This is a genomic window from Paramagnetospirillum sp. (genome assembly GCF_058402745.1).
On record NZ_JBZVFI010000019.1, the window covers coordinates 89700 to 114085 of the forward strand.

At 66.7% G+C, this 24386-nt stretch carries 23 protein-coding genes; 8 read left to right on the forward strand and 15 right to left on the reverse strand.

The features are described from left to right. Positions 1-77 precede the first annotated feature (77 nt). From ACV4UZ_RS19980 to paaX, 6 genes are all read right to left on the reverse strand, one after another. Positions 78-1121, reverse strand: a complete 1044-nt coding sequence (locus tag ACV4UZ_RS19980; RefSeq protein ID WP_491602543.1) for an XdhC family protein — start codon at positions 1119-1121, stop codon at positions 78-80. 4 nt (positions 1122-1125) lie between these two features. Continuing rightward, positions 1126-2100: a 4-hydroxybenzoyl-CoA reductase subunit beta gene (gene hcrB, locus ACV4UZ_RS19985; protein ID WP_491602544.1), complete on the reverse strand. Its 975-nt coding sequence runs from the start codon at positions 2098-2100 to the stop codon at positions 1126-1128. Continuing rightward, positions 2097-4406 carry a 4-hydroxybenzoyl-CoA reductase subunit alpha gene (hcrA, locus tag ACV4UZ_RS19990; protein ID WP_491602545.1) on the reverse strand — a complete coding sequence of 770 codons (2310 nt, stop codon included), beginning with the start codon at positions 4404-4406 and terminating at the stop codon, positions 2097-2099. The genes hcrB and hcrA overlap by 4 nt, the downstream gene beginning before the upstream one ends. Next, on the reverse strand, positions 4403-4891 hold the full coding sequence (hcrC, locus tag ACV4UZ_RS19995) for a 4-hydroxybenzoyl-CoA reductase subunit gamma (protein WP_491602546.1): 489 nt from the start codon (positions 4889-4891) through the stop codon (positions 4403-4405). The genes hcrA and hcrC overlap by 4 nt, the downstream gene beginning before the upstream one ends. Positions 4892-4928: 37 nt before the next feature. Beyond that, positions 4929-5396 (reverse strand): MarR family winged helix-turn-helix transcriptional regulator, encoded by a 468-nt coding sequence (locus tag ACV4UZ_RS20000; protein ID WP_491602547.1) that lies wholly within the window; start codon positions 5394-5396, stop codon positions 4929-4931. Between the two features lie 212 nt (positions 5397-5608). Continuing rightward, the gene (paaX, locus tag ACV4UZ_RS20005) at positions 5609-6541 is read right to left on the reverse strand and encodes a phenylacetic acid degradation operon negative regulatory protein PaaX (RefSeq protein ID WP_491602548.1); all 933 of its coding nucleotides are present in this window, start codon (positions 6539-6541) and stop codon (positions 5609-5611) included. A 203-nt stretch (positions 6542-6744) separates the two neighbouring features. On the opposite strand from paaX, the gene ACV4UZ_RS20010 reads away from it, so the two are divergent. From ACV4UZ_RS20010 to ACV4UZ_RS20020, 3 genes are read left to right on the forward strand one after another with little or no spacing between them, the layout of a single operon-like run. Further along, positions 6745-9291: a sensor histidine kinase gene (locus ACV4UZ_RS20010; RefSeq protein WP_491602549.1), complete on the forward strand. Its 2547-nt coding sequence runs from the start codon at positions 6745-6747 to the stop codon at positions 9289-9291. Continuing rightward, positions 9288-9656: a response regulator gene (locus ACV4UZ_RS20015; protein WP_491602550.1), complete on the forward strand. Its 369-nt coding sequence runs from the start codon at positions 9288-9290 to the stop codon at positions 9654-9656. Before ACV4UZ_RS20010 ends, ACV4UZ_RS20015 begins: the two co-directional genes overlap by 4 nt. Next, positions 9653-10111: a cache domain-containing protein gene (locus ACV4UZ_RS20020; RefSeq protein ID WP_491602551.1), complete on the forward strand. Its 459-nt coding sequence runs from the start codon at positions 9653-9655 to the stop codon at positions 10109-10111. The genes ACV4UZ_RS20015 and ACV4UZ_RS20020 overlap by 4 nt, the downstream gene beginning before the upstream one ends. Before the next feature lie 161 nt (positions 10112-10272). On the opposite strand, the gene ACV4UZ_RS20025 is transcribed toward ACV4UZ_RS20020, so the two are convergent. From ACV4UZ_RS20025 to ACV4UZ_RS20050, 6 genes are read right to left on the reverse strand one after another with little or no spacing between them, the layout of a single operon-like run. Further along, positions 10273-11553, reverse strand: a complete 1281-nt coding sequence (locus ACV4UZ_RS20025; RefSeq protein ID WP_491602552.1) for an FCSD flavin-binding domain-containing protein — start codon at positions 11551-11553, stop codon at positions 10273-10275. A 17-nt stretch (positions 11554-11570) separates the two neighbouring features. Further along, positions 11571-11870: a c-type cytochrome gene (locus tag ACV4UZ_RS20030; protein WP_491602553.1), complete on the reverse strand. Its 300-nt coding sequence runs from the start codon at positions 11868-11870 to the stop codon at positions 11571-11573. A 37-nt stretch (positions 11871-11907) separates the two neighbouring features. Next, on the reverse strand, positions 11908-12951 hold the full coding sequence (locus ACV4UZ_RS20035; protein WP_491602554.1) for a sulfate/molybdate ABC transporter ATP-binding protein: 1044 nt from the start codon (positions 12949-12951) through the stop codon (positions 11908-11910). Positions 12952-12961: 10 nt separating this feature from the next. After that, complete coding sequence (cysW, locus tag ACV4UZ_RS20040) at positions 12962-13801, reverse strand: sulfate ABC transporter permease subunit CysW (protein ID WP_491602555.1); 840 nt, start codon at positions 13799-13801, stop codon at positions 12962-12964. After that, a complete protein-coding gene (gene cysT, locus ACV4UZ_RS20045; RefSeq protein WP_491602556.1) occupies positions 13798-14649 on the reverse strand; it encodes a sulfate ABC transporter permease subunit CysT in 852 nt (283 codons plus the stop codon). Before cysT ends, cysW begins: the two co-directional genes overlap by 4 nt. Positions 14650-14660: 11 nt before the next feature. Then, complete coding sequence (locus tag ACV4UZ_RS20050) at positions 14661-15704, reverse strand: sulfate ABC transporter substrate-binding protein (protein ID WP_491602557.1); 1044 nt, start codon at positions 15702-15704, stop codon at positions 14661-14663. Positions 15705-15874: 170 nt separating this feature from the next. On the opposite strand from ACV4UZ_RS20050, the gene ACV4UZ_RS20055 reads away from it, so the two are divergent. The 4 genes from ACV4UZ_RS20055 (at position 15875) to ACV4UZ_RS20070 (ending at position 19132) form a co-directional block, all read left to right on the forward strand. Then, entirely contained in the window at positions 15875-16987 is a 1113-nt protein-coding gene (locus ACV4UZ_RS20055) for a response regulator (RefSeq protein WP_491602558.1), read from the forward strand. Positions 16988-16992: 5 nt separating this feature from the next. Beyond that, positions 16993-18183: a PP2C family protein-serine/threonine phosphatase gene (locus tag ACV4UZ_RS20060; protein WP_491602559.1), complete on the forward strand. Its 1191-nt coding sequence runs from the start codon at positions 16993-16995 to the stop codon at positions 18181-18183. A 225-nt stretch (positions 18184-18408) separates the two neighbouring features. Next, the gene (locus ACV4UZ_RS20065; protein WP_491602560.1) at positions 18409-18726 is read left to right on the forward strand and encodes a nucleotidyltransferase domain-containing protein; all 318 of its coding nucleotides are present in this window, start codon (positions 18409-18411) and stop codon (positions 18724-18726) included. Then, positions 18713-19132, forward strand: coding sequence for a HEPN domain-containing protein (locus ACV4UZ_RS20070; protein WP_491602561.1), 420 nt, complete (start codon positions 18713-18715; stop codon positions 19130-19132). Before ACV4UZ_RS20065 ends, ACV4UZ_RS20070 begins: the two co-directional genes overlap by 14 nt. A gap of 18 nt (positions 19133-19150) precedes the next feature. Here ACV4UZ_RS20070 and arfB read toward each other — a convergent pair whose 3' ends face one another. Then, entirely contained in the window at positions 19151-19570 is a 420-nt protein-coding gene (gene arfB, locus ACV4UZ_RS20075) for an alternative ribosome rescue aminoacyl-tRNA hydrolase ArfB (RefSeq protein ID WP_491602562.1), read from the reverse strand. 126 nt (positions 19571-19696) lie between these two features. Here arfB and ACV4UZ_RS20080 point away from each other — a divergent pair, with 126 nt between their 5' ends. Continuing rightward, positions 19697-21961, forward strand: coding sequence for a PAS domain S-box protein (locus ACV4UZ_RS20080; protein WP_491602563.1), 2265 nt, complete (start codon positions 19697-19699; stop codon positions 21959-21961). On the opposite strand, the gene ACV4UZ_RS20085 is transcribed toward ACV4UZ_RS20080, so the two are convergent. Beyond that, positions 21958-22263: a hypothetical protein gene (locus ACV4UZ_RS20085; protein ID WP_491602564.1), complete on the reverse strand. Its 306-nt coding sequence runs from the start codon at positions 22261-22263 to the stop codon at positions 21958-21960. The two genes, ACV4UZ_RS20080 and ACV4UZ_RS20085, sit on opposite strands and share 4 nt — an antisense overlap. A gap of 21 nt (positions 22264-22284) precedes the next feature. Beyond that, positions 22285-24384, reverse strand: a complete 2100-nt coding sequence (locus tag ACV4UZ_RS20090) for an efflux RND transporter periplasmic adaptor subunit (protein WP_491602565.1) — start codon at positions 24382-24384, stop codon at positions 22285-22287. Between the last annotated feature and the right edge of the window lie 2 nt (positions 24385-24386).

The following is a 24386-nucleotide window of genomic DNA, read 5'->3' on the forward strand; positions in this document are numbered from 1 at the left end:
GTCTGGAATGGCTATTCCGAAAGGGAAAAGTCGCCCCAGAAGGAGATCCTTCGCTTGCGCTCAGGATGACACACTGTTCAGCCTCGAACCCTGAGCGGCTTGCCCCGCCGCGCCGCGATCAGTTCGGCCAGGATGGAGACGGCGATCTCGGCAGGCGTGCGGGCACCGATGTCGAAGCCCACCGGCGCGGCGATGCGCCGGAGCTTGTCCCCCAGGTCTTCCAGGCGCTGGCAGCGCTTGGCATGGGTGCGGGTGCTGCCCAGGGCGCCGATGTAGAAAGCCTCCGACCCCAGTGCCGCCCTGAGGGCCGCGTCGTCCAGGCGCGGCACGTGGGTGAGGCTGACCACCGCCGTGCGGCGGTCCATGCTGATCCCCGCCAGCACCTCGTCGGGTTCGCCGCACACCAGGGTCGTCCCGGGAAAGCGCACCTCGTCGGCGAAGGCGCGACGGGGATCGACCACCGTGACCGCAAAGCCCGCCTGTCGCGCCATGCCGGCCAGCACCTGACTGATGTGGACCGCGCCGCCGATGATCAGGGTCCAGGGCGCCTCGTGGGTTCTGACGAAGATCTCGTCGGCCACCACGCCGCAGGTCCCCTGTCCCAGATGCATCTGGGCGGCCACCAGCCGGGTCTCGTCCAGGGCGAGCGATCCGCTTGCTCCCTCGTCGCCGACCAGGGCCTGCGCCCCGGTGGCAAGCTCCAGGACCAGGGCGCTGGGCTTGCGCACGGCCTGCCGCCGCACCGCTTCCTCCAGCAGGTCGCGCTCCGGGTTGAACACCGCCACCCGGATGTTGCCTCCGCAGGGCAGCCCCACCGCCCAGGCCGTCTCATCCTCGACACCGAAGGCCAGTTGCCGGGGAGCTTCTCCCGGTTCCAGCTCGCGCGCCTCGGAGATCACGGCGGATTCGACGCAGCCCCCCGACACCGAGCCGGCGAAGGTGCCGTCGGCATCCACCGCCATGTAGGAGCCGATGGAACGGGGCGCCGAGCCCCAGGTGGCCATGACCACGGCCATGACCACCCTTTTCCCCTCGTCCATCCACTTCAGCGCGGTGGCCAGGACCTCGCAATCATCGGCGGCCATGTCGGCTGGATCGCACTTGATGGCGTCGAGGCACATGGGGCTACTTCCCGTTCCAGAGGTCGTCCACCTGCTTCCTGGCCACCGCCAGCAGAACGCGGCGGCGGTATTTCACTCCGGCCACCGTGGTCTTGAGCACGTTGGAGACCTTGCGTACCGCCTGGGTCAGCGCCTCGGCGGTCTCGTCGTTCCACGGACGGCCCCACAGGGCGTCGGTGGCGACCATCAGCGGCGCCGAATTGGTGCCGGTGATGGCGACGCGCAATCCGGCGATGGCGTTGCCGTCCCGCTTCAACGCCACCGCCACCCCGGCCAGGGGGAAGTCGATGGCGTCGCGCACGCGGACCTTGGAATAGGCGGCGGCCCAGCCGGTGGCCGGCGGCACCAGCACGGCCGCCACAACCTCGCCCGCATCGAGAGCCAGATGCTCGGCTCCGCTTTCCTTGAACAGCTCGGCCAGCGCGATCTGGCGCAGGCCCTTGGGGCCGACGATCTCGGCCGAGGCGTTCAGCACCATCAGGGCCGGGGCGACGTCGCCGTGATAGGTGGCGTAGCAGCGGTCGGACTTGACCACCACGTGGCACTTGTCGCCCTCGTATTTGAGGCAGAAGCCGTTGCCGGACCGCCACCACTCGGACTGGTTATAGAAGACGCAGCGGGTGTCCTGGCACAGATTGCCGCCCAGCGTCGCGGCGGCACGGTGGCTGGGACCGGCCACCAGCGAGGCGGCATGGGCCACCGCCGGCCATTGGCTGAGAATGCGGGCATCCTCGGCGATGGCTTCCAGGGTGGCGCCGGCACCGATGCGCAAGGCTCCGTCAGCGCCCACCGAAATGGTGCCGAAGCCGTTGATGCCGGTGAGGTCCACCAGCGTCTCGGGCTTGCCCAGGCCCCGGCGAAGATTGGGCAGCAGATCGGTGCCGCCGGCCAGGGGCTCGGCCCCCGGCGCGGCCAGGGCGGAAACGGCGTCGGACAGCGAGGCGGGCCGCAGAGTGCGGAAATCGGGAAGGATGTTCATTCTGCGGCCTCCTTGGCGTCGAGGAGTTCGGTGATGGTCTCGGGGCTCAAGGGGAACTTGGTGGAGCGCACGCCCACCGCCTCATAGACCGCCTCGTGCACCGCCGGCAGGAAGCCGGCCAGCATGCCCTCGGACGCCTCCTTGGCGCCGAACGGGCCGTTGGGATCGATGCTTTCGACGATGATCACCTCGATATCGGGGCTTTCCGCCATGGTCGGCACCCGGTAGTCGAGGATATTGCCGTGCAGCATCTTGCCGTCTTCCCAGCGGGTCTCCTCGGACAGGGCTTGGCCCATGCCCATCCATACGCCGCCCTGGGTCTGGCCCTCGACGGCCAGCGGATTGAGCGCCTTGCCCACGTCCACGGCCACCCACACCTTGTGGGCGGTGACGCGGCCGGTGATCTCGCAGACCGAGGCCTCGACCACTTGCGCCGCGTAGCAGAAGCCCATGGTGGCGCCGATGGCGCTGCCGCGGATCTTCTTGTCGCCCTGGAACTCGGTCGGGCAGGTGAAGGTGCCCTTCACCGTGATGGTGCCGGTGTCGATCAGCGCCGCCTTGACCACCTCCTGGAAGGTCAGGCCCGGGTCCTGGCTGCCGGCCACCATGAAGACCTCGTCGATGACCTCGATGTCCTCCTCGCGGGCGTCCAGCTTCTTGGCCGCCGCCTTGACCAGGATGGCCTTCATCTCCTCGGCCGCCGCGATGGAGGCGTTGCCCACCATGAAGGTGACGCGGGACGAGTACGAGCCGTTATCCTTGGGGGTCAGCGCGGAATCGGCGGAGATCACCCGGATACGGTTCAGGCGCACACCCAGCACCTCGGCCGCCACCTGGCTGGCCATGGTGTTGGAGCCCTGGCCGATATCGGCGGCGCCGGTCAGCAGGGTGATGCCGCCGTCGAAGTCGAGCTTCAGGTTGACGGTGGCGTGGGGCTCGCCGGTCCAGTGCTTGGGCGTCGAGGTGCCCGACACGAAGTGGGACAGCGCGATGCCGAGCCCCCTGCCCTTGGGCATCTTGCCCTTGCGTTCGGCCCAGCCCGAGGCCGCCTTGACCTTCTCCAGGCATTCCGGCACGCCGTAGCTCATGACGCGCTGGGCATACATGGTGACGTAGGGAATCTGCGGCAGCATGTTGCGCTGGCGAATCTCCAGGGAATCGATCCCCAGTTCCTCACCCATCTCGGTCAGCAGGGCCTCGAAGGCGGCCCGCGTGTCCACCGTGCCGTGGCCGCGCATGGCGCCGCAGGGCGGCGTGTTGGTGTAGACGCGCCACGCGTCGTGCTTGATGGCGGGGATGTGATAAAGCCCGTGCATCAGGGCGCCGGTGTAGAGGATGGTGATGATGCCGTAGCCGGCATAGGCGCCGCCCGCCTGGGTGGCCTCCAGGGCCAAAGCGGCGATCTTGCCGTCCGTCTTCAGGCCGATCTTCATCTTCACTTCCGTCCACGGACGGCCGCGATGGGCGATGAAGGTCTCCTCGCGGGTCTGGACCAGCTTGACCGTGCCCTTGGCCTTACGGGCCAGCAGGCCGGCGATGATCTCGAAGTGCAGGCACTCGGTGCGCGCCCCGAAACCGCCGCCCAGGAAGGGCTTGATCACCCGGATGCGGGCCGAATCCATCTGCAGGCAGGCCGCCACCTTCAGATGGACGTAGTACGGCACCTGGGTGGTGGTGTTCAGCGTCAGCATGTCGCGGACGGGGTCGTATTCCGCCAGGGTGGCGTTCAGTTCCATGTGAACGTGGTTGACCTCGGCGAAGGTGTAGACCTTCTCGCGGATCAGGTCGGCCTCATTGAAGGCGGCCTCCACGTCGCCGAACTCGGCATGGACCTCGCGCAGGACGTTGTTGGGCTTGTCGTCGTGGATGGCGATGGCGCCGTCCTTCATGGCCGCCTTGGGCGTCATGTAGGCGGGCAGCACCTCGTACTCCACCTTGATCAGACCGATGGCCTTCTCGGCGGTCAGTTCATCGATGGCCGCGACGGCGGCAACGGGGTCGCCGCGATAGCGGACCTTGTCGCGGGCCAGCGGATATTCGTTCTCGGCGATGGGCAGCACCCCGTAGGGGACCGGCGTTTCGGCCCCCGTGCAGACGGCGAACACGCCGTCCAGCGCCTCGGCCGCCGAGGTGTCGATGGATTTGATGCGGGCATGGGCGACGGGGCTCCGAAGAATGCGCCCCACCAGGGCGCCGGGGGCGGCGATGTCGGCGGTGTACTTGGCCTTGCCGGTGACCTTTTCCACGCCGTCCACCAGGGGGGTGCGGGCGCCGACCGTGCCGTTCTTGGGGAATTTCGGGCTCATTGGGCCGCCTCCTGGCATCCGCAGCGGGCCTGGGCCGCACTTTCCACCGATTCGATGATCTTCACGTAGCCGGTGCAGCGGCACAGATTGCCGGCAAGCGCCTCCTTGATCTGATCGCGGTTGGGATTGGGGTTCTTCCGAAGCAGCGCCTCGGACGCCATCAGCATGCCCGGCGTGCAGAAGCCGCACTGGGTGCCCAGCTTCTCGTGGAAGGCGGCCTGCAGCTTGGAGATGGTGCCCTGGGTCGCCAGGCTTTCCACCGTCTCGACCCTCTTGCCCGCCACCTGATGGGCGAGCGTCGAACAGGCCAGACGGGGCCGGTCGTCCACCAGCACGGTGCAGGCGCCGCACTCGCCGCCGTCGCAGCCCTGCTTGGTCCCGGTGAGGTTGGTCACCTCGCGCAGGTAGTCGAGCAGCAGCATGTTGTCTGGCACCAGATCCTCGCGGGGGCGGCCGTTGAGGGTCAATCGCAGGATGCTTTTCAAGGTCTTCCTCCCTCGGAAGCTTTGGGTCTTTTTGGTGTTAGTAGAGACGCTTGAGCAAAGAGATCAAAAGGCGCCGGGCGTCCTCGGACAGGCCGGCGGAAAACTCGCGATCCTGGCGGGCCACCGCCTCCTCGATGCGGGCCAGGGCCAGCTTGCCCTCGGCCGTCATGCGAAGATGGTAGGAGCGGCGGTCGTTGGGGGCGGCGTCGCGGCGGATCAGGCCCTTGTCCTCGAGCGCGTTGACCACCTTGACGATGGAGGAGCGGTCCACCTCCATCACCTCGGCCAGCGCGCTCTGGGTCAGGCCGGAATTGTTGGCGATCACCTGCAGCATGCCGTAGAGCCCCGGCGTGATACCCTCGGCGGCGGTGACGGTCTGGGCGAAGTGCTTGAAGGCCGCCACCTGGGCGCGGCGCAGATGGAATCCCAGCTCGTCGGTCATGGGACCGAACGAGGTTCCACTTCCTTCCTCCAACGCGGCGATCTTGGCCTGACTGCCCGGCATGGCGATACCCTCATTCCATTTCCGGACATTGTTGACCAGGTCAACGACGTTGGCAACAAGATTGTTTACCTAGCAAACAATCGCAGCAGGATTGTCATTCCGAGCGAATGCGAGGAATCTCCGCTTGGAGCGCCGGTGCCAATATGGAAAAGCCGTCCCAGAATGAGATCCCTCGCCTGCGCTCGGGATGACACTCTGAACGTCGGAAGGCCTCAGTCGGCCGATTGCAGCCCGCCGAAGCGGGTGTAATAGGCGGGGTGCGCCTCGGGCACCGGGCCTTCGGCGGTTTCCAGCATGCCCATGACGTGGGTCTCGGCCGCCGCCTGGACCAGCCGGTAGAGGTTGCGGCACAGCACCCGGGCCGAGGTCCCCGGCCAATGGGCGGGCAGCAATTCGTCGGGCAGCATGGGATCGCGCAGCAAGGCGCGGCGGTAGCCGTGCATCAGCAGGGTGCGGACCACGAAACACAGTTCGGGGTTCAGTTCGCCGTTGCCGGACAGGGCCTGCCACAAGGGCCGGAAGGTGTCGAGGAACTCGTTGTAATCGGCGGCCAGACGGTCCAGGTCCCAGCAGGTGTGGATCAGGTCGCGCAGCGCCTCGGGCGTCACCCAATCCTCGGCGCTGGCGGTCATCATCACGGCGCGGTCCTGCACGCCCGCCTCGGCCAGGGCCTGCCGCACCGCGCTGCGATCCGGATCGGGATGGACCAGGACGCCGGTGGCCAACTGGCCGAATCCCAGCCAACCCAGGTCACGGCGGAGCGAATCGCGGCGCTCGGCATCCATGCCCTCGATATTGGTCACCGCCAGGGTCCAGTTACCGTCCCACGGCTTGCCGTTATAGTGATAAATGCGGTTGTGAGCGGCCTCGAAGCGGCGGCGGCCCATCTCGGTCAGGCGGTAATAGCTGCGCCGCCCGATCTGCATGGAGGACAGCCACGCCTCCTTGGACAAGCGGAACACCGAGGTGCGCACGATGCGCTCGTTGAGGCCCAGCGGCTCCACCAGATTGATCACGCTGCCCAGCCAGGCACTGCCGCCATGGTGCGAAATGGCATCACCATAGACGGTAATGATCAGCGACTTCGCCTTGGGGCGAAGTCGCGCCAGAACCTGCCCTACGATTTCACCGACCCGCCGGTTCATGCCATCCTGCTTGGATTGAGGAGAATCCGCCCTTCCACGCGGCACATCCTAATGAAGCCGCGTTTTCGGGCAACCACGAATTTCATCGAACCGCAACGACGATCAATGGACTGGAAAACGCCATACGAAAGACCTATAGTCGCCCTTCCTTGGGAGGGGATTGGGGTTCCTTCCGACAATCCGCACAAAGCAGCCGAATCACAATGCCCCAACTCGCCCGTTTCGGTATCCGCGCCAAGCTCATTCTCATCTTCGTCCTGATCAAGGTCATTCCTCTGCTGGTGCTGGCGGGGTTTGCCTGGCGCGGCCAGGTCTGGCTGGCCGAGCGGGTGTCCGAGAACGTCACCGGCATGACGCGGGGCATGCGCGAGACCACCGAGCAGGTGGTGGCCGGCACCACCAACTCGGCGATCAAGGCCCTGGACGACGCCGCCAGGGAAAGCCTGGAGCGCCTGACCACCGACACCGCCCGCCAGGTCGCCGCCTTTCTTTATGACCGCGACGGCGACGTCCGTTCGGCGGCGATGATCGAACCCAGCGAGGAGAACTACCGCAACTTCCTGCGCGGCCGCACGCGTCAGGTGGAGCGCCATTACCCCTGGGTGACGACCCCGGACGGTTCCAAGTGGGTGCCGGGCCCCGAGGCCGTCCCCCATTACGACGCTCCGCCCATCAAGTCGTCCATCGAGGACAACCGCCGCAACTTCAACTACCGCCCCGCCACCGAAGGCGGCCTGAAGGTCGAGCGGCCGCTGTTCCTGGAAATGACCTTCATCGGCCTGGATGGTCGCGAGAAGGTCAAGGTCACCACCTCGGATTTGGTGAACAAGGACCTGCGCGATGTCTCGCGGCGTGAAAACACCTTCATCAAGGCCGAGACCTATTTCGACAGCCTCAAGACCTTGGGACCCGACAAGATCCATGTTTCGGACGTGATCGGCGCCTATGTCCGCTCGCCCATCATCGGACCGTTCACCCCCAAGTCGGCGGCGGCCAAGGGAATCGAGTTCGCGCCGGAGAAGGCGGCATTCGCCGGCACCGAGAATCCGGTCGGCACCCGCTTTCGCGGCCTGGTGCGCTGGGCAACGCCGGTGGTCCGCAACGGCCGTACCGTCGGCTGGGTGACGCTGGCGCTCGATCACGACCATCTGATGGAGTTCACCGACCACATCCTGCCCACCCCCGACCGCTACTCGCCCATCGCCGACGCGGCGTCCGGCAATTACGCCTTCATCTGGGACTACAAGGGGCGATCGGTGGTGCATCCCCGCCACTACTTCATCACCGGATACGATCCCGAGACGGGCGAGCCGGCGGTGCCGTGGCTGGATTCGGGCCTCCATGCCCAGTGGCAGGAAAGCGGCAAGCCCATCGGCGAGTTCCTGAAGACCGCACCCACCTTCCTCGAGCAATCCTTGAAGAAGAAGGGTGCCCCGGAACTGGTCAAGCAGGGGCTGCTGGGCCTCGACTGCCGCTATCTCAACCATGCGCCGCAATGCACCGGCTGGATGGACCTCACCAGCCAGGGCGGTTCGGGCTCGTTCGAGATCTTCTGGAGCGGGTTGTGGAAGCTGACCACCGCCGCCACCATTCCCTACTATACCGGACCTTACGGGCAGTCGCCGCGAGGCTTCGGCTTCGTCACCATCGGCGCCAACGTCGAGGATTTCCACGCGGCCGCGACCAAGGAGAAGGAGAACACCGACCAGATCCTGGCGCTGCGCAACCGTGACCTGCAGGCCCAGTACGACAACGTCATGGCGCTGATCGCCGCTCAGGTGGAGAGCCTCGCACGCCAGCTGTCGATCTCGACCCTGGTGATGATCATCGTCGTGATCGGCATCGCGGTGTGGATGGCCTCGTTCCTGACGCGGCGCATCACCGCCGTGGTGGGCGGCATCCACCGCTTCAGCGAGCAGGACACCGAATACCGCCTGCCGGTCCACGGCAACGACGAGATGGCCAGCCTCGCCGTGTCGTTCAACCAGATGGCCGACCGGGTGGGAGAATCCTTCGTCCGGCTGGAGGAAGCGCGCAAGCGGGCCGAGGAGGCGAGCCGCATGAAGAGCGAGTTCCTCGCCAACATGAGCCACGAGTTGCGCACCCCCTTGAACGGCATCATCGGCTTCTCCGAGTTGATCCGTGACGAGGCCACCGACGACGAAACCCGAGAAAACGCCGACATCATCGAAAAGAGCAGCCGCCATCTGCTGGAGCTGGTCAATTCCATTCTCGACATCGCCAAGATCGAGGCCGGCGCCATGACCCTGTCGGTCCAGCCGGTGAAGCTGGCCGCCCTGGTGTCCGAGGCGGCCGCCGTCCACCAATCGGCGGCCCAGGCCAAGGGAATCGGCCTGAACAGCCGGGTCGGCGAGGATTGCCCCGAAACCATCCAGGCCGACCCCCTGCGCCTGCGCCAGATTCTCCACAACCTGCTGTCCAACGCCGTGAAGTTCACGGACAAGGGTGACGTTTCACTCAGCGTCGAGCGGATGCCCGGCCATCTGCTGTTCCGCGTCACCGATACCGGTGCCGGCATCCCGGAAGAGATGCTGCATGCCATATTCGAGAAGTTCCGGCAGGTTGACTCCTTCCTCACCCGTTCCCACAGTGGAACCGGCCTCGGTCTTACCCTGGCCCGCCATCTGGTCGAGCTGATGGGCGGTACCATCGGCGTCGAATCCACACTGGGCAAGGGAACCGTCTTCCACTTCACCCTGCCCTGCCAATATTCCGGGAGCCCCGCATGAAGAACGCCCTGGTGGTCGATGACAACGACGTCAACCGCATCCTGGCGTCACGCCTGCTGACCAAGGCCGGCTGGACGGTTTCCGACGTGGATTGCGGCGAGGCCGCCCTCAGCTTCCTGGCGGCCAATTCGGTGTCGCTGATCCTGTTGGACGTCAGCATGCCGACCATGAGCGGCCAGGAGGTGTGCCGGCGCATCCGCGCGACGGGCCTGGGCGGCCCTGGGGTGAAGATCGCCGCCTATACCGCCCATGCCATGCCCGAGGAGGTGCGGGAATTCCTCGACGGCGGCTTCGATACCGTGCTGCTCAAGCCCATGTCGCGGGACCGCCTGAACGCCACCTTGAACGAGTTGGGATTCGCATGATCCGCCGTCGTCTGTTTGTCGCCGCCCTGACCGCCGCCCTGGCCGCCGCCCCGACAATCGCCGCCGAACGTCCGACCCAGGAGCAGGTGAAGGCCCTGACCCTGAAGGCCGCGGCCCTGGTGGCCGTCAATGGGGTGGAGAAGGCGCGCGAGGCCTTCCACCGCGAGGGAGAGTTCCGCTTCGGCGAGATCTACGTCAACGTCATCGACGCCAACGGTACCTGGATGATCTATCCGCCCAACCCCAGGAACGAGGGAAAGTCGGTGCTCAACGTCAGGGACAGCAACGGCAAGCTGCTGGTCCAGGAGATCATCCAGGTGGCCCGCGACAGGGGTGAAGGCTGGGTCGAGTACCAGTGGCTCAACCCGGCCAGCAACCGGATCGAGCCCAAGATCACCTTTGTCAAGGCGATCCCCGGCAAGGATCTCATCGCCTATATCGGGCTCTACAAGTAGCCGTCCTTAGAGCGACGAGCGTCAAATATGAAACGCGCTGTCATGCTGAGCGCAGCGAAGCATCTTTCAGCCTGAGGCGGCTGCCGCCATGGCGTGAAAGGCCCTTCGGCTGCGCCTCAGGGTGACAATCTGTCTCTGATTTGACGCTCGATGCTTTAGCCTTACCCCCAGATGTCCTGGGTGATGTTGGCGTACCAGCTCTCGGCATAAGAGGCTTCCAGCCCCCGGAACAGGGCCGAGGCGCCCTTGGGGCTGATACCGCCCGATCCGGGAACATCGGCGATCTTGCCGTTGATCACCCGGTAGACGCCGGCCACCGTGATGCCGTAATCAGGCGACAGCAGCGAGTAGCAGGTGTTCATCCAGATGGGATCGGGGGCCGGCAGGCCCTTCAGCGCCGCCACGATGGCGGCGGCGGCCACCTTGGCCTGGGAATTGGCGGCGAAGCCCGATTTCGGCTGGGGCGCCGCGCTGGTGGCGTCGCCCACCACGTAGATGTCGGGGGCCTTGACCGACTGGAAGGTCTGCGGCACCACCGGCACCCAGCCCGAGGCATCGGTCAGCCCGGCGGCGATACTGATGCGCCCGGCGCTCTGTTGCGGAATGTGGTTGAGCACGCTGGCCTTGTGGCGGGTGCCGAACTCGGTCTCCACCGTCAAGGTCTTGGCGTCCACCTTGGCCACCTTGCCGTCCTTCGACAGCGGCACCCATTCCAGCAGCCCCTTGTAGAGCTGGTCCCAGCCCTCGGTGAACAGCGGCTGCTTGGAGAAGGAATCCTTGGCGTCCAGCAAAAGCAGCTTGGAGCGGGGCTTTCGGGCCTTGAGGTAATGGGCGATCAGGCTGGCGCGCTCATAGGGGCCGGGCGGGCAGCGATAGGGATTGGCGGGAATGGTCATCACCACCACGCCGCCATCGTCCATGGCCTCCAGCTGGCGGCGCAGCAGCAGGGTCTGCGGCCCGGCCTTCCAGGCGTGGGGCGCCAGTTCGGCATCGGCCTCGGCATAGCCCTGCTCGCCCCACTTGATGTCGATGCCGGGCGACAGCACCAGCTTGTCATAGGGCAGCTTCTCGCCGCCCTGCAGCACCACCAGCTTGGCGGCGGCGTCGATAGCGGTCACCTCGGCGTGAATCACCTCCACCCCGTGGCCGCGCAGGCCCTCGTAGCCGAAGGTGTTGGCCTCCAGCGAGCGGAAGCCGCCGATCACCGAATTGCTGAACGGGCAGGTGATGAACCGGGTCGAGCGCTCCACCAGGGTCACCCGCAAGGAGGGGTCGAGGCGGCGCAGATACTTGGCGGCGGTGGCGCCCCCGAAGCCGCCGCCCACCACCACCACGCGGGGTCCGGTTCCGGCCGGGCCGGTGGCGCAGGCGGAAGTGAGCGAGGAAAGGCCGGCGGCGCCGGCCAGGGCCAGGAAGGAGCGGCGGTCGAAGCTGTTGGTCATGGCGAGAGCCCCCCTTCTCAGCGCAGATTGGCGAAATACTGGGCGACCGTGTCGATCTCGGCCTCGGTGAGGCCCTTGACCAGACGCGGCATGACGGTGGCGTTGGCCACCTTGTCGGCCTTGAAGTCGCGCAGCTTGCCGGCGATCAGGAAGGCGGGCTTGCCGGCAATGGCGGGAATGGCCCCCTCGTTGCGCCCCTCCGTCCCGTGGCAATTGGCGCAGACCGCCGCCGCCAGGGGGGCGGGCTCGGCGGCCGGAGCCGCAAGGGGAAAAGCGATAATCACAGCCGGAACGACCAGAAACGACAATGCCCGCATGGCAACCCCCATCTCGACAAGAGGAATTCGGAATATTCTACACGCTTTCGCCGACGAATACCCGCGCCTTGCGCAGGAAGACGGAAACCTCCAGCCCACGCCGCAGACCGAGCTTGTCCTTGATGTCGCGCGACAGCTCGGCTTCGACGATGACGCCATCGGCCAGCTCCAGCTCGGCGCGCACCACGGGACCCAGCACCACCACCTGGCGCACCCTGGCCTGGGGGATATCGGGAGACAGCTCCAGGACTTCAACGTCGTGGGGACGGATGAAGGCGGTGCCGGGGCCGTCGGCCCGCCCCTCGCCCACATGCAGGCCGCCCACCTGGGCCTGCCCGCCCGCCACCCGGCAGGGCAGCGCGTTGACGTTGCCGAGGAAGCAGTAGACGAAGGGAGTGGCCGGGCTGTCGTAGATCTCGGCCGGCGTGCCGATCTGCTCGATACGCCCCTTGTTCATCACCACCACCTCGTCGGCCACTTCCAGGGCCTCCTCCTGGTCGTGGGTGACGAACACGCCGGTCAGGCCCATCTCGTCGTGCAGATGCCTGAGCCAGCGGCGCAGATCCTTGCGCACCTGGGCGTCCAACGCGCCGAACGGCTCGTCCAGCAGCAGCAGGCGCGGCTCCACCGCCAGGGCGCGGGCCAGGGCGACGCGCTGGCGCTGGCCGCCCGACAGCTGGCTGGGATAACGCCCGGCCAGGCCTTCAAGCTGCACCAGATCCAGCAAGGTGCGGACCTTTTCCTTGATGGCCGCCACCGGGGGACGGTCGGCGCCCTTCCTCACCTTCAGGCCGAAGGCGATGTTCTCGGCCACCGTCATGTGGCGGAACAGGGCGTAGTGCTGGAAGACGAAGCCTACCTTGCGGTCACGGGTCCCCAGCCCGGTGGCGTCCACGCCGCCCAGGCGGATGCGCCCGTCATCGGGCTGCTCCAGCCCGGCCAGGATGCGCAGCAGGGTGGTCTTGCCCGACCCCGACGGCCCCAGCAGCGCCACCAGCTTGCCCTGGGCCACCTTCAGCGACACCTGATCCAGCGCGGCGAAATTGCCGAAGCGCTTGGAAATATTCTCGACCTCGATCATATCCGACCCTTCAATGTCCAACGGCGGCAAGCTCATCCCGGTGCCACCATTCGAGCGCCGATTTGACCGCCAGAGTGACAAGGGCCAGAACGGCGAGGAGAGAGGCGACCGCGAAAGCGCCGACGAAATCGTATTCATTGTAGAGGATCTCCACATGAAGGGGCATCGTATTGGTAAGCCCCCGGATATGACCTGAAACCACGGAAACGGCGCCGAACTCGCCCATGGCCCGCGCGTTGCACAGCAGGACGCCGTACAGGAGCCCCCAGCGGACGTTGGGCAGGGTCACCAGCCGGAAGGCGGCGAAGCCCGAGGCTCCCAGGGTCAGCGCCGCCTCCTCCTCCTCGCGCCCCTGCTCCTCCATCAGCGGAATCAGCTCGCGGGCGACAAAGGGGAAGGTGACGAAGATGGTGGCCAGCACGATGCCCGGCACGGCGAAGATGACCTTGAGGCCGTGCTCCACCAGCCAGGGACCCAGCAGCCCCTGCAGACCGAACAGCAGCACGTAGATCAGCCCAGAGATCACCGGCGAAACCGAGAACGGCAGTTCGATCAGCGAGACCAGCAGGCTCTTGCCGGAAAAATCGAACTTGGCGATGGCCCAGCTGGCCGCCAGCCCGAAGACGATGTTGAGCGGCACGGCGATGGCGGCGACGATCAGGGTCAGGCGGATGGACGAGAAGGTGTCGTCGGTGGAAAGAGCCCGAACATAGGCGCCCCACCCCTTGGCGAAGGCCTCGACCAGCACGGCGGCCAGGGGTGCCAGCAGGAACAGCCCCAGGAAGGCAAGGGCCAGAGCGGTCAGGCTCCAGCGCACCAGGGCCGGCTCATGGATTGCACGGTTGTTCATGCTCCCCCCATGCGCGCGCGGCGCCACTTCTGCAGCAGATTGACCGCCAACAGCAGGGCGAAGGAAATTCCCAGCATCACCGTGGCGATGGCGGTCGCGCCGACATAATCGTACTGCTCCAGCTTGGTGACGATCAGCAATGGCGCGATCTCGGACACCCCCGGCAGATTGCCGGCGATGAAGATCACCGATCCGTATTCCCCCACCGCCCGGGCCAGGGCCAGGGAAAAGCCGGTCAGCAGCGACGGCAGGATGGCCGGCAGGATCACCCGCAGGAAGGTCTGCACCCGGTCGGCCCCCAGCGAGGCGGCCGCCTCCTCCAGTTCCAGGTCCACGTCGTGCAGCACCGGCTCCACCGTGCGCACCACGAAGGGCAAGCCGATGAACACCATGGCCACCACCACGCCCAAGGGCGTGAACGCCACCTTGACGCCCAGCGGCTCCAGCAACCGTCCCAACCAGCCGTTGGGGGCGTAAAGGGCGGTCAACGCGATGCCGGCCACGGCGGTGGGCAGGGCGAAGGGCAGGTCGATCACCGCGTCCACCAGCCGGCGCCCGGGAAAGGGATAACGCACCAGCACCCAGGCCACCAGCAGGCCGAACACGGTATTGATCAGCGCGGCGGCCAGGGCGCCGCCGAACGACAGGCGGAGCGCCGACAGCACCCGGGCATCGGTGAGAATGGCGCCCCACTGGGCCCAGGTGGTGCCGGCCGCCTTGATCACCAGCGCCGCCAGCGGCAGCAGGACGATCAGCGACAGGTAAGCCAGGGTGAAGCCCATGGTCGGGCCGAACCCGGGAATGACGCTGGGCGCCCGGCGCGGCAGGGAAAGGGCGAGGACGGCCATTCCCCCCGCCCCTACTTCTTGGCCGTGATGCGGTCGAACACGCCGCCATCGGAGAAATGCTCGGCCTGGGCCTTGGTCCAGCCGCCGAACACGTCGTCGATGGTGAACAGCCTCACCGGCGCGAAGGTGGCGGCGGTCTTCTTCGCCACGTCGGGATCGCGGGGACGGTAGAAGTTGCGGGCGATGATCTCCTGCGCCTCGGGGGTGTAGAGGAATTCGAGATAGGCCTGGGCCACGGCGCGGGTTCCACGCCTGTCGACCACCTTGTCGACCACCGCCACCGGCGGCTCGGCCAGGATGGACAGCGACGGCGTGATGATCTCGAAATTGGGGCCGAATTCCTTCAGTGCCAGGACCGCTTCATTCTCCCACGACAGGAAGACGTCGCCGATACCGCGCTGAGCGAAGGTGGTCAGCGACCCGCGGGCGCCGGAATCCAGCACGGGAACGTTCTTGAACAGCGCCGCGACGAAGGCCTCGGCCTTGGCGGCGTCGCCGCCGTTGCGATCCAGCGCATAGCCCCAGGCGGCGAGATAGTTCCAGCGCGCCCCGCCCGAGGTCTTGGGATTGGGAGTGACGACCGAAACGCCCGGCTTGACCAGATCGCCCCAATCCTTGATCTGCTTGGGATTGCCCTTGCGGACCAGGAAGACGATGGTCGAGGTATAGGGCGAGGAATTGTAGGACAGGCGCTTCTGCCAGCCGGCATCCAGCAGCTTGGCCTTGTCGGCGATGGCATCGATGTCATAGGCCAGCGCCAGGGTCACCACATCGGCTTCCAGCCCGTCGATCACCGAGCGGGCCTGCTTGCCCGAGCCGCCATGGGACTGGTTGATCTTCAGGTCCTCGCCGCTCCGGGCCTTCCAGCGCTTGATGAAACTCTCGTTCAGCGCCTGATACAGCTCGCGGGTGGGATCGTAGGAGACGTTGAGCAGCGTCCGGCTCTCGGCCGCCTGCGCACCGGGCAGCAGCGCCGCCATTCCCAGGGCCAGCATCACCGCGAACATGGCCGCCAGCAGCAACCGCCGCACCTCATCACCATGAAAACCGACCATCGGACCCTCCAAATTCACACCCGAGCCGTAGAGCTCATTATTTAGACTACTAATCTGTAGACTATTGGGGAGATAGCGTCAAGCGGCCTGAATGGCATCCTTTCGTCGATGTGGGTATTCGCCTCACCGTATTAGATGCTAGAGTGCCGCCTCGAACCGGGGGAGAGGGGATGACACTGCCCGACCATACGACGAGTTCCCACCGGGAGACGGTGGCGGTGATCGATATCAGCGAGAGCCACCGCCGCCAGGTCGAGCACGCCCTGACCTCGTTCTATCGCATCGCCACCTACGGCAGCACCACCCTGGCCATGGCGGCCATGGCCAAGGTGCCGCCCTGCGCCATCGTGGTGGACCGTGGGGCCGGACCGCAGGATTCCTGCGATTTCATCGCCGAGCTGCGCGGCGACCCCAGCTTTGTCGACACCCCCATCGTGTTCATCAGTTCCAGCGACGATCCGGCGACGCGCAAGGCGGCCAGGGACGCCGGAGCGGATTCCTTCCTGGCCAAGCCCTATCGCCGCAGCATGCTGATCCGCGCCATCTCGCAGCAGATCAACAAGGCCGTCGAGCGCCGCTGGGAGAAGCTGCCGACCCTGCAGCGGGACGCGCTGGTCGGCACCATGGACATCTTCAACAGCGTCAGCGACGTGATCGAGAGCGGCGAGCCCATCGCCTATTCCAAGGTCACCGACGCCTGCGGCCCCCTGGTCGAGGCGGTGGGCACCGGCGAGTTCCGGGTCATCCTGGACGAGGTGCGCGGCCACGACAATTTCTCCTACGCCCACAGCCTGGGGGTCGCCACCCTGCTGCTGCTGTTCGGCTACACCATCGGGCTGAAGGGCGACGAGCTGTCGCTGCTGGGCAGCGGCGGCCTGCTGCACGATGTGGGCAAGATGTCGATTCCCTACGACGTCCTGAACAAGGTCGGCATCCTGTCCAAGGAAGAGCATGACCTGATGAAGAGTCACGTGACCGGCACCCACGCTTACCTGGAGAAATGCCTGGATCTGCCGCGCAACATCCTGCTGATCGGCAACCAGCACCACGAGCGTCTGGACGGGTCGGGCTACCCCAGGGGACTGAAGGGCGGCGAGCTCAACGAACTGGCCCGCATGTCCGCCATCGTCGACGTCTTCTGCGCGCTCAGCGACCGGCGGCCCTACAAGCCGGCGCGGACGGCGGAACAGGCCCTGCAGATCATGATGGACGACATGCCCGGCAAGCTGGACATGCAGTTGCTGTCCCTGTTCCGTGAGATGCTGCTGGATTCCGGCCGGTAGGGACGATGATGCGGCAAAGATTGCGGATCCTGCTGATCGAGGACAATCCCGGCGACGCCCTGCTGATCAAGACCGCCCTCAAAGAGGCCCATTCCGCCAGCTTCATCGTCATGCACGAGGAGACCCTGGCCGGGGCCATCGAGCGCCTGACCGTGAGTTCCACCTTCGATGCGGCGCTGCTCGACCTGGGCCTGCCCGATTCGGAAAGCGCCGACACCCTGTCGGCCCTGCTGGCCGCCGTCCCTCCCCTGCCCGTGGTCATCATGACCGGGCTGGACGATCCCCAGGTGGCCGAGCAGGCCATCGAGCAGGGCGCCCAGGACTTCCTGGTCAAGGGCGAGATGGATTCCCGCTCCCTGGCCCGGACCCTGCAGAACGCCATCTACCGCTTCCGCAGCGAGCGCGAAAGGCTGCACCTGACCGACATGCTGGCCAGCGAATACGACCGCATGGCCGAGGAGCTGTCGGCGGCCCGCAACATGCAGTTCGACCTGCTGCCCCGCCCCAACCGCCTGGAGCGTGTCCGCTCCACCCTCGGCCTGGCGGTGGAGGGCTACTTCAAGCCGTCGTCCGATATCGGCGGCGATCTTTGGGGATGCATGGAGGGAAGCGACGGCTGCCTGACCCTTTATGCCCTCGACTTTTCCGGCCACGGAGTCGGAGCGGCGCTGAACGTCTTCCGCCTTCACACCCTGATCAGCGAACTGAAGGGCCAGTCGGTCGATCCGGCCGGCACCCTGATCCAGCTCAACGCGGCACTGCACGGGCTGCTGCCCCGCGGTCAGTACGCCACCATGGTACTGGCGGTCATCGACACCGCGGCCGGAACCATGACCTGGTCGGGAGCCGGCGCGCCGCGCCCCCTGCTGTTCGACCCCGATGGCGACGTGGAGCGGCTCGACACCATCGGCACGCCGCTGGGTCTGTCGGGGGCGGGGCGATACTTCAACCGCTCCATCCCCTTCCCGCCCGGCTCCAGCCTGTTCGTCTACAGCGACGCCATGACCGAGGCGCTGCTGCCCGATGGCGACATGTTCGAGGATGAGCGGCTGCAGGACCTGATCCGCCGCCATCACACCAGGGAAGCCGGCATCGCCATCACCCCCATGGTCGAGGACTTCCTCGACACGGTGCGGACGCCCTTGTCCGACGACATGACGGCGGTGGCGGTCACCCGCCTGCGCAAACCGGATTGAGACCTAATCCGGCCGCTCGGTCCTGAGACGCTTGACCTCGCCCCGCTTGGACTTGGAGTCCATGCGGCGCCCCGCCAGGCGTTCCAGTTGCAGACATCGAAACGCAGCTGCACCGCCGTGCTGGTCTTGTTGACGTTCAGCGCGTCATAGCCAGACGCCGGGCATGTGGCTACCCCATGCTTTCAGTGGTATTGTCGCGAAACGCTTCCTTTGCCTACGGTGCCCATGCGCGCGACGGTTCCCCCCGACCTTCTCGACTCCGTTGTGGCCTTTTTCCAGCCACAGCGAGTGATCCTGTTCGGGTCTCGGGCGCGCGGAGACGACGACGCGGATAGCGACGTTGATCTTCTGGTGGTGGTTGACGACGACACGCCCGCGGAAAAGGTCACGCTGCAAGCCGGGTACGAGTCCCGCCGCTCCTACCGGAAAGCCGCCGATGTCATTCCGGTCCGCGACTCGGTCTTCCGCAAGAAGCGGAATATCGTGGGAACACTGTCATTCAGTGCGGCCCATGACGGCGTGGTGGTGTATGAGCGCGGCTGATCCGGAAGACATTTGGTCCGTCGTCGAGCAATGGATCGCCCATGCGCGATCCGACCGGAGGGCGGCGGAGGTTTGCCTGAATGCTCGCCCGCCTCTTCTGGACGCCGCCAGCTTCCACTGCCAGCAGGCGATTGAGAAGTTGCTCAAAGCAGCCCTGGTGTGGGCGGAAGTTCCATTTCGGAAAACCCACGATCTTGCGGAACTGGGGACTGCCGTCGTCGGCATGTATCCGTTTCTGGCCGATATCGTCGCAACCGTCGAACCGTGGACGACCTGGAACATTGCTTATCGCTACCCAGGCGACGATGTGCACGACTCATTGCCGACCCCGGAAGTGATCGCCGCGGCGCTGACCATCATCGATCAGTTCGTCATGGCCATCCGGGATTTGCGGAACCCTGCCTGAGGCATTTGAACGCACCGGCTAATCCGGCCGCTCGGTCCTGAGGCGCTTGACCTCGCCCCGCTTGGACTTGGAGTCCATGCGGCGCTGCTGGCTGCCCTTGGTGGGCTTGGTGGCGCGGCGGACGGGAGGCGGCGGCTTGGCGGCCTCGCGGATCATCTCGATCAGACGGTCGAGCGCCGCCTTGCGGTTCATCTCCTGGGAGCGGGCATCCTGGGCCACGAGGACCAGCACGCCCTCCTTGCTCAGCCGCCGGCCCGCCAGGCGTTCCAGATTGGCTTTCACCCGGTCGGGCAGGTTGGGCGAATTGCGGACATCGAAACGCAGCTGCACCGCCGTGCTGGTCTTGTTGACGTGCTGCCCGCCCGGCCCGGCGGCGCGGACGAAGCTTTCCTCGATCTCGGACTCGTCGATGGCGATGCGATGGGTGACGGGAATCATGACGGCAGTATAGCCCAGGCACCATCCCTCGGTAAGGTTTCGTCACGAGATGCCGGGCTGTGACGATGCCGCACATTCGGTATAGTTCGATTCAGGTCATTCGGCTAAGTGCACGGGGGTTTGGATTTGAGTGCCAGGCAGCCGGGTTCGGACAGGGCCTCCATCCTCGCCAACGTGACGGCGGGGGTGATCCGCTATACCGCCCTGGGATTGCTGGCCTGGACCCTGCTTCTCGGGGGATCGCTGGCCTGGAACATCGCCAAGCAGCGCGAGATCACCCTGGAACTGGCCACCAATACCGCCCTGGCCAATTTCAACAAGGACGTGGCCTACCGCCTGTGGGCGTCGGGCCACGGCGGCGTCTATGTGGAGCCCACCGAGAAGACTCCGCCCAGCCCCTGGATGGCCCACCTGCCCGACCGCGACCTGGTGGCCAATGACGGGCGGCTGCTGACCCTGATGAACCCCGCCTACATGCTGCGCGAGATGATGCAGGACCATGGCGAGCTTTACGGCATCAAGGGCCGCATCGTCGGCACCGTCTACCTTAATCCCAACAACGAGGCCGATCCGTGGGAGGCCGATGCCATCCGCCAGTTCGCCCAGGGGAGCAAGGAAGAGGTGATGGAGGTGTCCGACATCGACGGCGCCCCCTTCCTGCGCCTGTTCAAGCCGTTCCGCATGGAGCCAAGCTGCCAGAAATGCCACGGCCATCTGGGCTTCAAGGATGGCGAGGTCCGAGGCGGAATCGGCGTTTCGGTGCCGCTGGCCCCCTATCAGGCGGGCGAGGCCCGGGTGGTGCGGACCATGGCCGCCACCCACGGGACCGTCTGGCTGACGGGGGTGCTGGCCATCGGCTGGATCTCGCGCCGCAGCCATGTCCGCCTGGCGGCCAACGCCAGGATGACCCAGGCCCTGAGCGACAGCGAACGGCATTACCGCGCCATCGTGGAAACCTCCTCGGAGGGCTTCTGGATGACCGACACCGAAGGCCGGATTCTCGAGGTCAACAATGCTTACGTGCGGCGCTCTGGCTACAGCCGCGACCAGTTGCGCGCCATGTCCATATCCGACCTGGATGCCGAGGAAACCGGCGAGGAAGTCCGCGCCCGCATCGGGGCGGTCACCCGCGGGGACATCGACCGCTTCGAGACCCGCCATCGCACCGCCACCGGCCAGGTCTGGGACGTGGAGGTCAGCACCTCGTACTTTCCCGGTGGCGACGGTCGTCTGTTCGTGTTCCTGCGCGACATATCCGAACGCAAGCAGGCCGAGCGGATTCTGGCCGAAAGCGAACGCCGCTTCCGCGAGATGGCCGAAACCATCGATCAGGTGTTCTTCGTCGCCGAGCGGGATTACCGGAAGTTCCACTACGTCAGCCCGGCCTTCCGCCGCTTGTGGGGACGCGACCCGGCCGAACTGCTCAACGATCCCGCCGTCTGGCCCGCCTGGATTCATCCCGAGGACCGCGAGGCGGTGATGGCCCTGGTGGCATCGCGCATCGGGTCGGGGGAGTACGAGGCCGAGTTCCGGGTCATCCGTCCCGACGGCTCGGTGGCCTGGTTGCACGCCAAGTCCTTCGAGGTCGACGATCCGGCGGGTGGCTCACCCTATACCCTGGGCTTCCACACCGACATCACCCTGGCCAAGACGGTCGAGGAGGAATTGCGAGGCAAGAACCAGGCGCTGCAGCGGTCCAACGCCGAACTGGAATCCTATGCCTATGTCGCCTCCCACGACCTGCGGGAGCCGCTGCGCAACATCACGTCGTTCTCCTCGCTGCTGGCCCGCCGGCTCGAAGGCCGGCTGAGCGGCGAGGAGCGGGAATTCATCAAGATCGTCACCGACGCCGCCAACCGCATGGACAGCCTGGTGCGCGACCTGCTGGAGGTCAGCCGCGTCGGACGCAGCGAACGTGCCATGGCTCGGGTCTGTCTGGACGAACTGGCCAATTCGGCCAGGGATGGCCTGCGCAGCCAGATGCAGGCCGCCAACGCCGAAATCGAGATCGCCTCGCCCCTGCCCACGGTCATGGGCAACGATGACGAGCTTTACCGGGTCCTGCTCAACCTGCTGGGCAACGCCCTCAAGTATCACGGCCCCGATCCGGTCCGCATCGTCATCGACTGCCGGGCCGACGGGCCGGACATGTGGCGGGTGACCATCGCCGACAACGGCATCGGCCTCGAACCGGGCAAGGGGTACGAGGAACGCATCTTCGGTCTGTTCCAGCGCCTGCACCAGCGCGATGAATATGGCGGCGGCACCGGGATCGGCCTGCCGGTCTGCCGCAAGATCATCGAATGCCACGGCGGCCGCATCTGGGCCGAGTCCGAGGGGCTGGGCAAGGGCACCCGCATCGTCTTCACCCTGCCGAAACTGCCGGACTAGCGTCCCCGGCTGAGTTCCATCTCGGCCCGGGCCAGGGCGGCATCGAGCTGGGCGCGCAAGCCCCCCTTCTCCGCCGCCGGCGCCTGGCGGAAGCGGCGGAGCAGATCGTCGGCCTCCATCAGGATGGGACCGGCCCCCAGGGCGGAATTGGCCGAGGCCCGGACCTTCAGGGTCTCGATCTCGGCCGACTTGGCCGCCGCATAGGCGTTGTCGGCGGATGGGGCGGGCCTGTCGGCCGCCAGGGCGCCACCCAGCCACAGGGACAGGGCCAGCGCGGGGATCAGGCTGCGAAACGCGGTCATGATGCACCTCCGGTATTCAATCTATACCCCCCATTCGCGAATCACCACCATGGCGACGGCGCGGAACAGACGTTGCAGGGCGGAACGCCCCTCCCCGTCCAGATGGACCTCGCCGCGCAGCATCACGGGCTCGGACGCCACGCCCGCCACCGAGAGACGGACACGGTAGAGGGCCGCGTCGGGAACCAGGGCCTTGTCCACGAAGCGGGCCGGAACGGTTCCCCCGTACTGGACCGCCAGGGCGGGATCGGGAAGGCCGCGCACCGCCGTGCGGTCGATCTCGACGATGGCGGCGGGAAGTCCCGCCCGCGCGCCCTCGGCCAGGAACAGGGCCTTGCCCCCGGGCCGGATGCGCGGCAGGTCGTCCTCGGCCACGTAGGCCTCGATGATCGCCCCCGGCGCGCGCACCGCCATCAGGGCCTCGCGCGGGCTCAGCCACTGGCCCTCGAGCAGGAACGGCGAGACATCGGCCACCCAGCCGGCGATGGGCGCCCTGAGGGTCAGACGGTCCTTGTCGCGCAGCAGGGCGGCGTGTTCGGCCTGGACGGCTTCCAACTGGCGGGCGACGGCCTGGGAGCGGTCGCGAAAGCCGTCGTCGAACCCCACCGAGGACAGTTCGTATCGCAGCACGGCCATGCGCCGCGCCGTCTGGACCAGACGATAATCGATCTCGGGATTGTCGAGAACGGCCAGCACGCTTCCCGCCTCCACCCGGTGCCCCTCACGCGTCTCCACGGATTTCAGCAAGGCCGGAACCGGAGGATAAACGGTCACGTGTCCGGCCGCCTTCAGCATGGCGGGCGCCGAGACCCGGCTGTTCCAAGGCACCAGGGCAAGCAGCAGTGCCAGCCCGGCCAGCCCCAGGGTCCAGCGCGACCGCCGCGAGGCCAGGATCGCCCCGGAACGGTCGCGCCACTCCCTGATCTCGGCGGCGATGGGCCGCAGGACGAACCAGCCGATCTCCACCACGAACAGAACGATGCCGACCACCTTGATGAAGAAGTGATAGACCAGCACCGCGATACCGAGGAACAGGGCCAGACGGTAGATCCACACCGCCCAGGCGAAGACGATCAGCAGACGGCGGCGCCCGGGCGGCAGCGGTTCGGGTTCGGGCTCGCGCAGGGAGAACAGCACTTCGCGCAGGTGCCAGCGGGCCAGGGCGAAGGCCCGGTTGTGCAGATTGGGCATATCCAGGGCGTCGGCCAGCAGGAAGTAGCCGTCGAAGCGCATGAACGGGCTGAGATTGATCAGCAGCGACGAGATCCAGGTGGTGGCCGCCAGGGTGAAGGCCATCTGCCGCATGATGCCGTCGGGCAGCAGCGCCCAGGCCAGTGTGGCCCAGGCGGCCAGGGTCAGTTCCGCCAGCACCCCCGCCCCGCCGATCAGCAGGCGCCGACGGCGGTCGGGCAGCTTCCACGCCTCGTTGACGTCGGTGTAGAGCACCGGCATCAGCACCAGGAAGGCCACCCCCATGGTCGGCACCCGCAGGCCGAAGGCCTTGGCGGTCAGCGCATGGCCCAGTTCGTGGATGATCTTGGCCAGCCCCAGGGCCACTCCGAACGCCGCCAGCCCGGTGATGGAGAACTGGTCCACCAGGGTGGTGGCGAAGACGTCCCACTGGCGGCCCACCAGCAGCAATCCCGTCAGCAGGGCGGCGATTCCGGCCAGACGGAAGGTCCGGCCGCCCAGCCACGCCACCCACGGCAGCAGGGTGTCCAGGACCCGGTCGGGCCGCAGCAGCGGCACGCGGAAGAACAGGTAATGGTGCAGCAGCCACTCGGCCCACGACGTGCGCGACGCCCGCGCGATGGACAGCAGCCGCCGGGTGTGGTCCGGCCCGGCGGGCCGCAGCAACTGACCCCGGGCGAGGAATTCCACCATCTCCGCCACGTCCTCGGCCTCCACCGCCAGGGTGGTCTCGTGGCGGATGGTGTCCGCCACCGCCTCCGGCCACCCCAGATGCCAGCGCGACAGCATCTCGAAGGCCGGCCAGGACAGACGGAAGAACTGATTGCGCAGCGGGTCGTGCAGCATCCAGCTGGGCGCCCCGTCCGCTCCCCGCGGCCCCGGATGCACGGTCAGTTCCTCGCGCAGCGGCGGCAAGGCGGCGGTGACCATGG

What these genes read in the sequence shown, in the direction of transcription:
- hcrB (WP_491602544.1), bottom strand. Translation starts at nt 2,100, where the DNA reads ATGAACATCCTTCCCGATTTCCGCACTCTGCGGCCCGCCTCGCTGTCC.
- ACV4UZ_RS20055 (WP_491602558.1), top strand. Translation starts at nt 15,875, where the DNA reads ATGACACTGCCCGACCATACGACGAGTTCCCACCGGGAGACGGTGGCG.
- ACV4UZ_RS20060 (WP_491602559.1), top strand. Translation starts at nt 16,993, where the DNA reads ATGATGCGGCAAAGATTGCGGATCCTGCTGATCGAGGACAATCCCGGC.
- ACV4UZ_RS20020 (WP_491602551.1), top strand. Translation starts at nt 9,653, where the DNA reads ATGATCCGCCGTCGTCTGTTTGTCGCCGCCCTGACCGCCGCCCTGGCC.
- ACV4UZ_RS20050 (WP_491602557.1), bottom strand. Translation starts at nt 15,704, where the DNA reads ATGGTCGGTTTTCATGGTGATGAGGTGCGGCGGTTGCTGCTGGCGGCC.
- ACV4UZ_RS19980 (WP_491602543.1), bottom strand. Translation starts at nt 1,121, where the DNA reads ATGTGCCTCGACGCCATCAAGTGCGATCCAGCCGACATGGCCGCCGAT.
- ACV4UZ_RS20015 (WP_491602550.1), top strand. Translation starts at nt 9,288, where the DNA reads ATGAAGAACGCCCTGGTGGTCGATGACAACGACGTCAACCGCATCCTG.
- cysW (WP_491602555.1), bottom strand. Translation starts at nt 13,801, where the DNA reads ATGAACAACCGTGCAATCCATGAGCCGGCCCTGGTGCGCTGGAGCCTG.
- hcrA (WP_491602545.1), bottom strand. Translation starts at nt 4,406, where the DNA reads ATGAGCCCGAAATTCCCCAAGAACGGCACGGTCGGCGCCCGCACCCCC.
- ACV4UZ_RS20030 (WP_491602553.1), bottom strand. Translation starts at nt 11,870, where the DNA reads ATGCGGGCATTGTCGTTTCTGGTCGTTCCGGCTGTGATTATCGCTTTT.
- ACV4UZ_RS20010 (WP_491602549.1), top strand. Translation starts at nt 6,745, where the DNA reads ATGCCCCAACTCGCCCGTTTCGGTATCCGCGCCAAGCTCATTCTCATC.
- ACV4UZ_RS20065 (WP_491602560.1), top strand. Translation starts at nt 18,409, where the DNA reads ATGCGCGCGACGGTTCCCCCCGACCTTCTCGACTCCGTTGTGGCCTTT.
- cysT (WP_491602556.1), bottom strand. Translation starts at nt 14,649, where the DNA reads ATGGCCGTCCTCGCCCTTTCCCTGCCGCGCCGGGCGCCCAGCGTCATT.
- ACV4UZ_RS20090 (WP_491602565.1), bottom strand. Translation starts at nt 24,384, where the DNA reads ATGGTCACCGCCGCCTTGCCGCCGCTGCGCGAGGAACTGACCGTGCAT.
- arfB (WP_491602562.1), bottom strand. Translation starts at nt 19,570, where the DNA reads ATGATTCCCGTCACCCATCGCATCGCCATCGACGAGTCCGAGATCGAG.
- ACV4UZ_RS20070 (WP_491602561.1), top strand. Translation starts at nt 18,713, where the DNA reads ATGAGCGCGGCTGATCCGGAAGACATTTGGTCCGTCGTCGAGCAATGG.
- ACV4UZ_RS20085 (WP_491602564.1), bottom strand. Translation starts at nt 22,263, where the DNA reads ATGACCGCGTTTCGCAGCCTGATCCCCGCGCTGGCCCTGTCCCTGTGG.
- ACV4UZ_RS20000 (WP_491602547.1), bottom strand. Translation starts at nt 5,396, where the DNA reads ATGCCGGGCAGTCAGGCCAAGATCGCCGCGTTGGAGGAAGGAAGTGGA.
- ACV4UZ_RS20035 (WP_491602554.1), bottom strand. Translation starts at nt 12,951, where the DNA reads ATGATCGAGGTCGAGAATATTTCCAAGCGCTTCGGCAATTTCGCCGCG.
- ACV4UZ_RS20025 (WP_491602552.1), bottom strand. Translation starts at nt 11,553, where the DNA reads ATGACCAACAGCTTCGACCGCCGCTCCTTCCTGGCCCTGGCCGGCGCC.
- paaX (WP_491602548.1), bottom strand. Translation starts at nt 6,541, where the DNA reads ATGAACCGGCGGGTCGGTGAAATCGTAGGGCAGGTTCTGGCGCGACTT.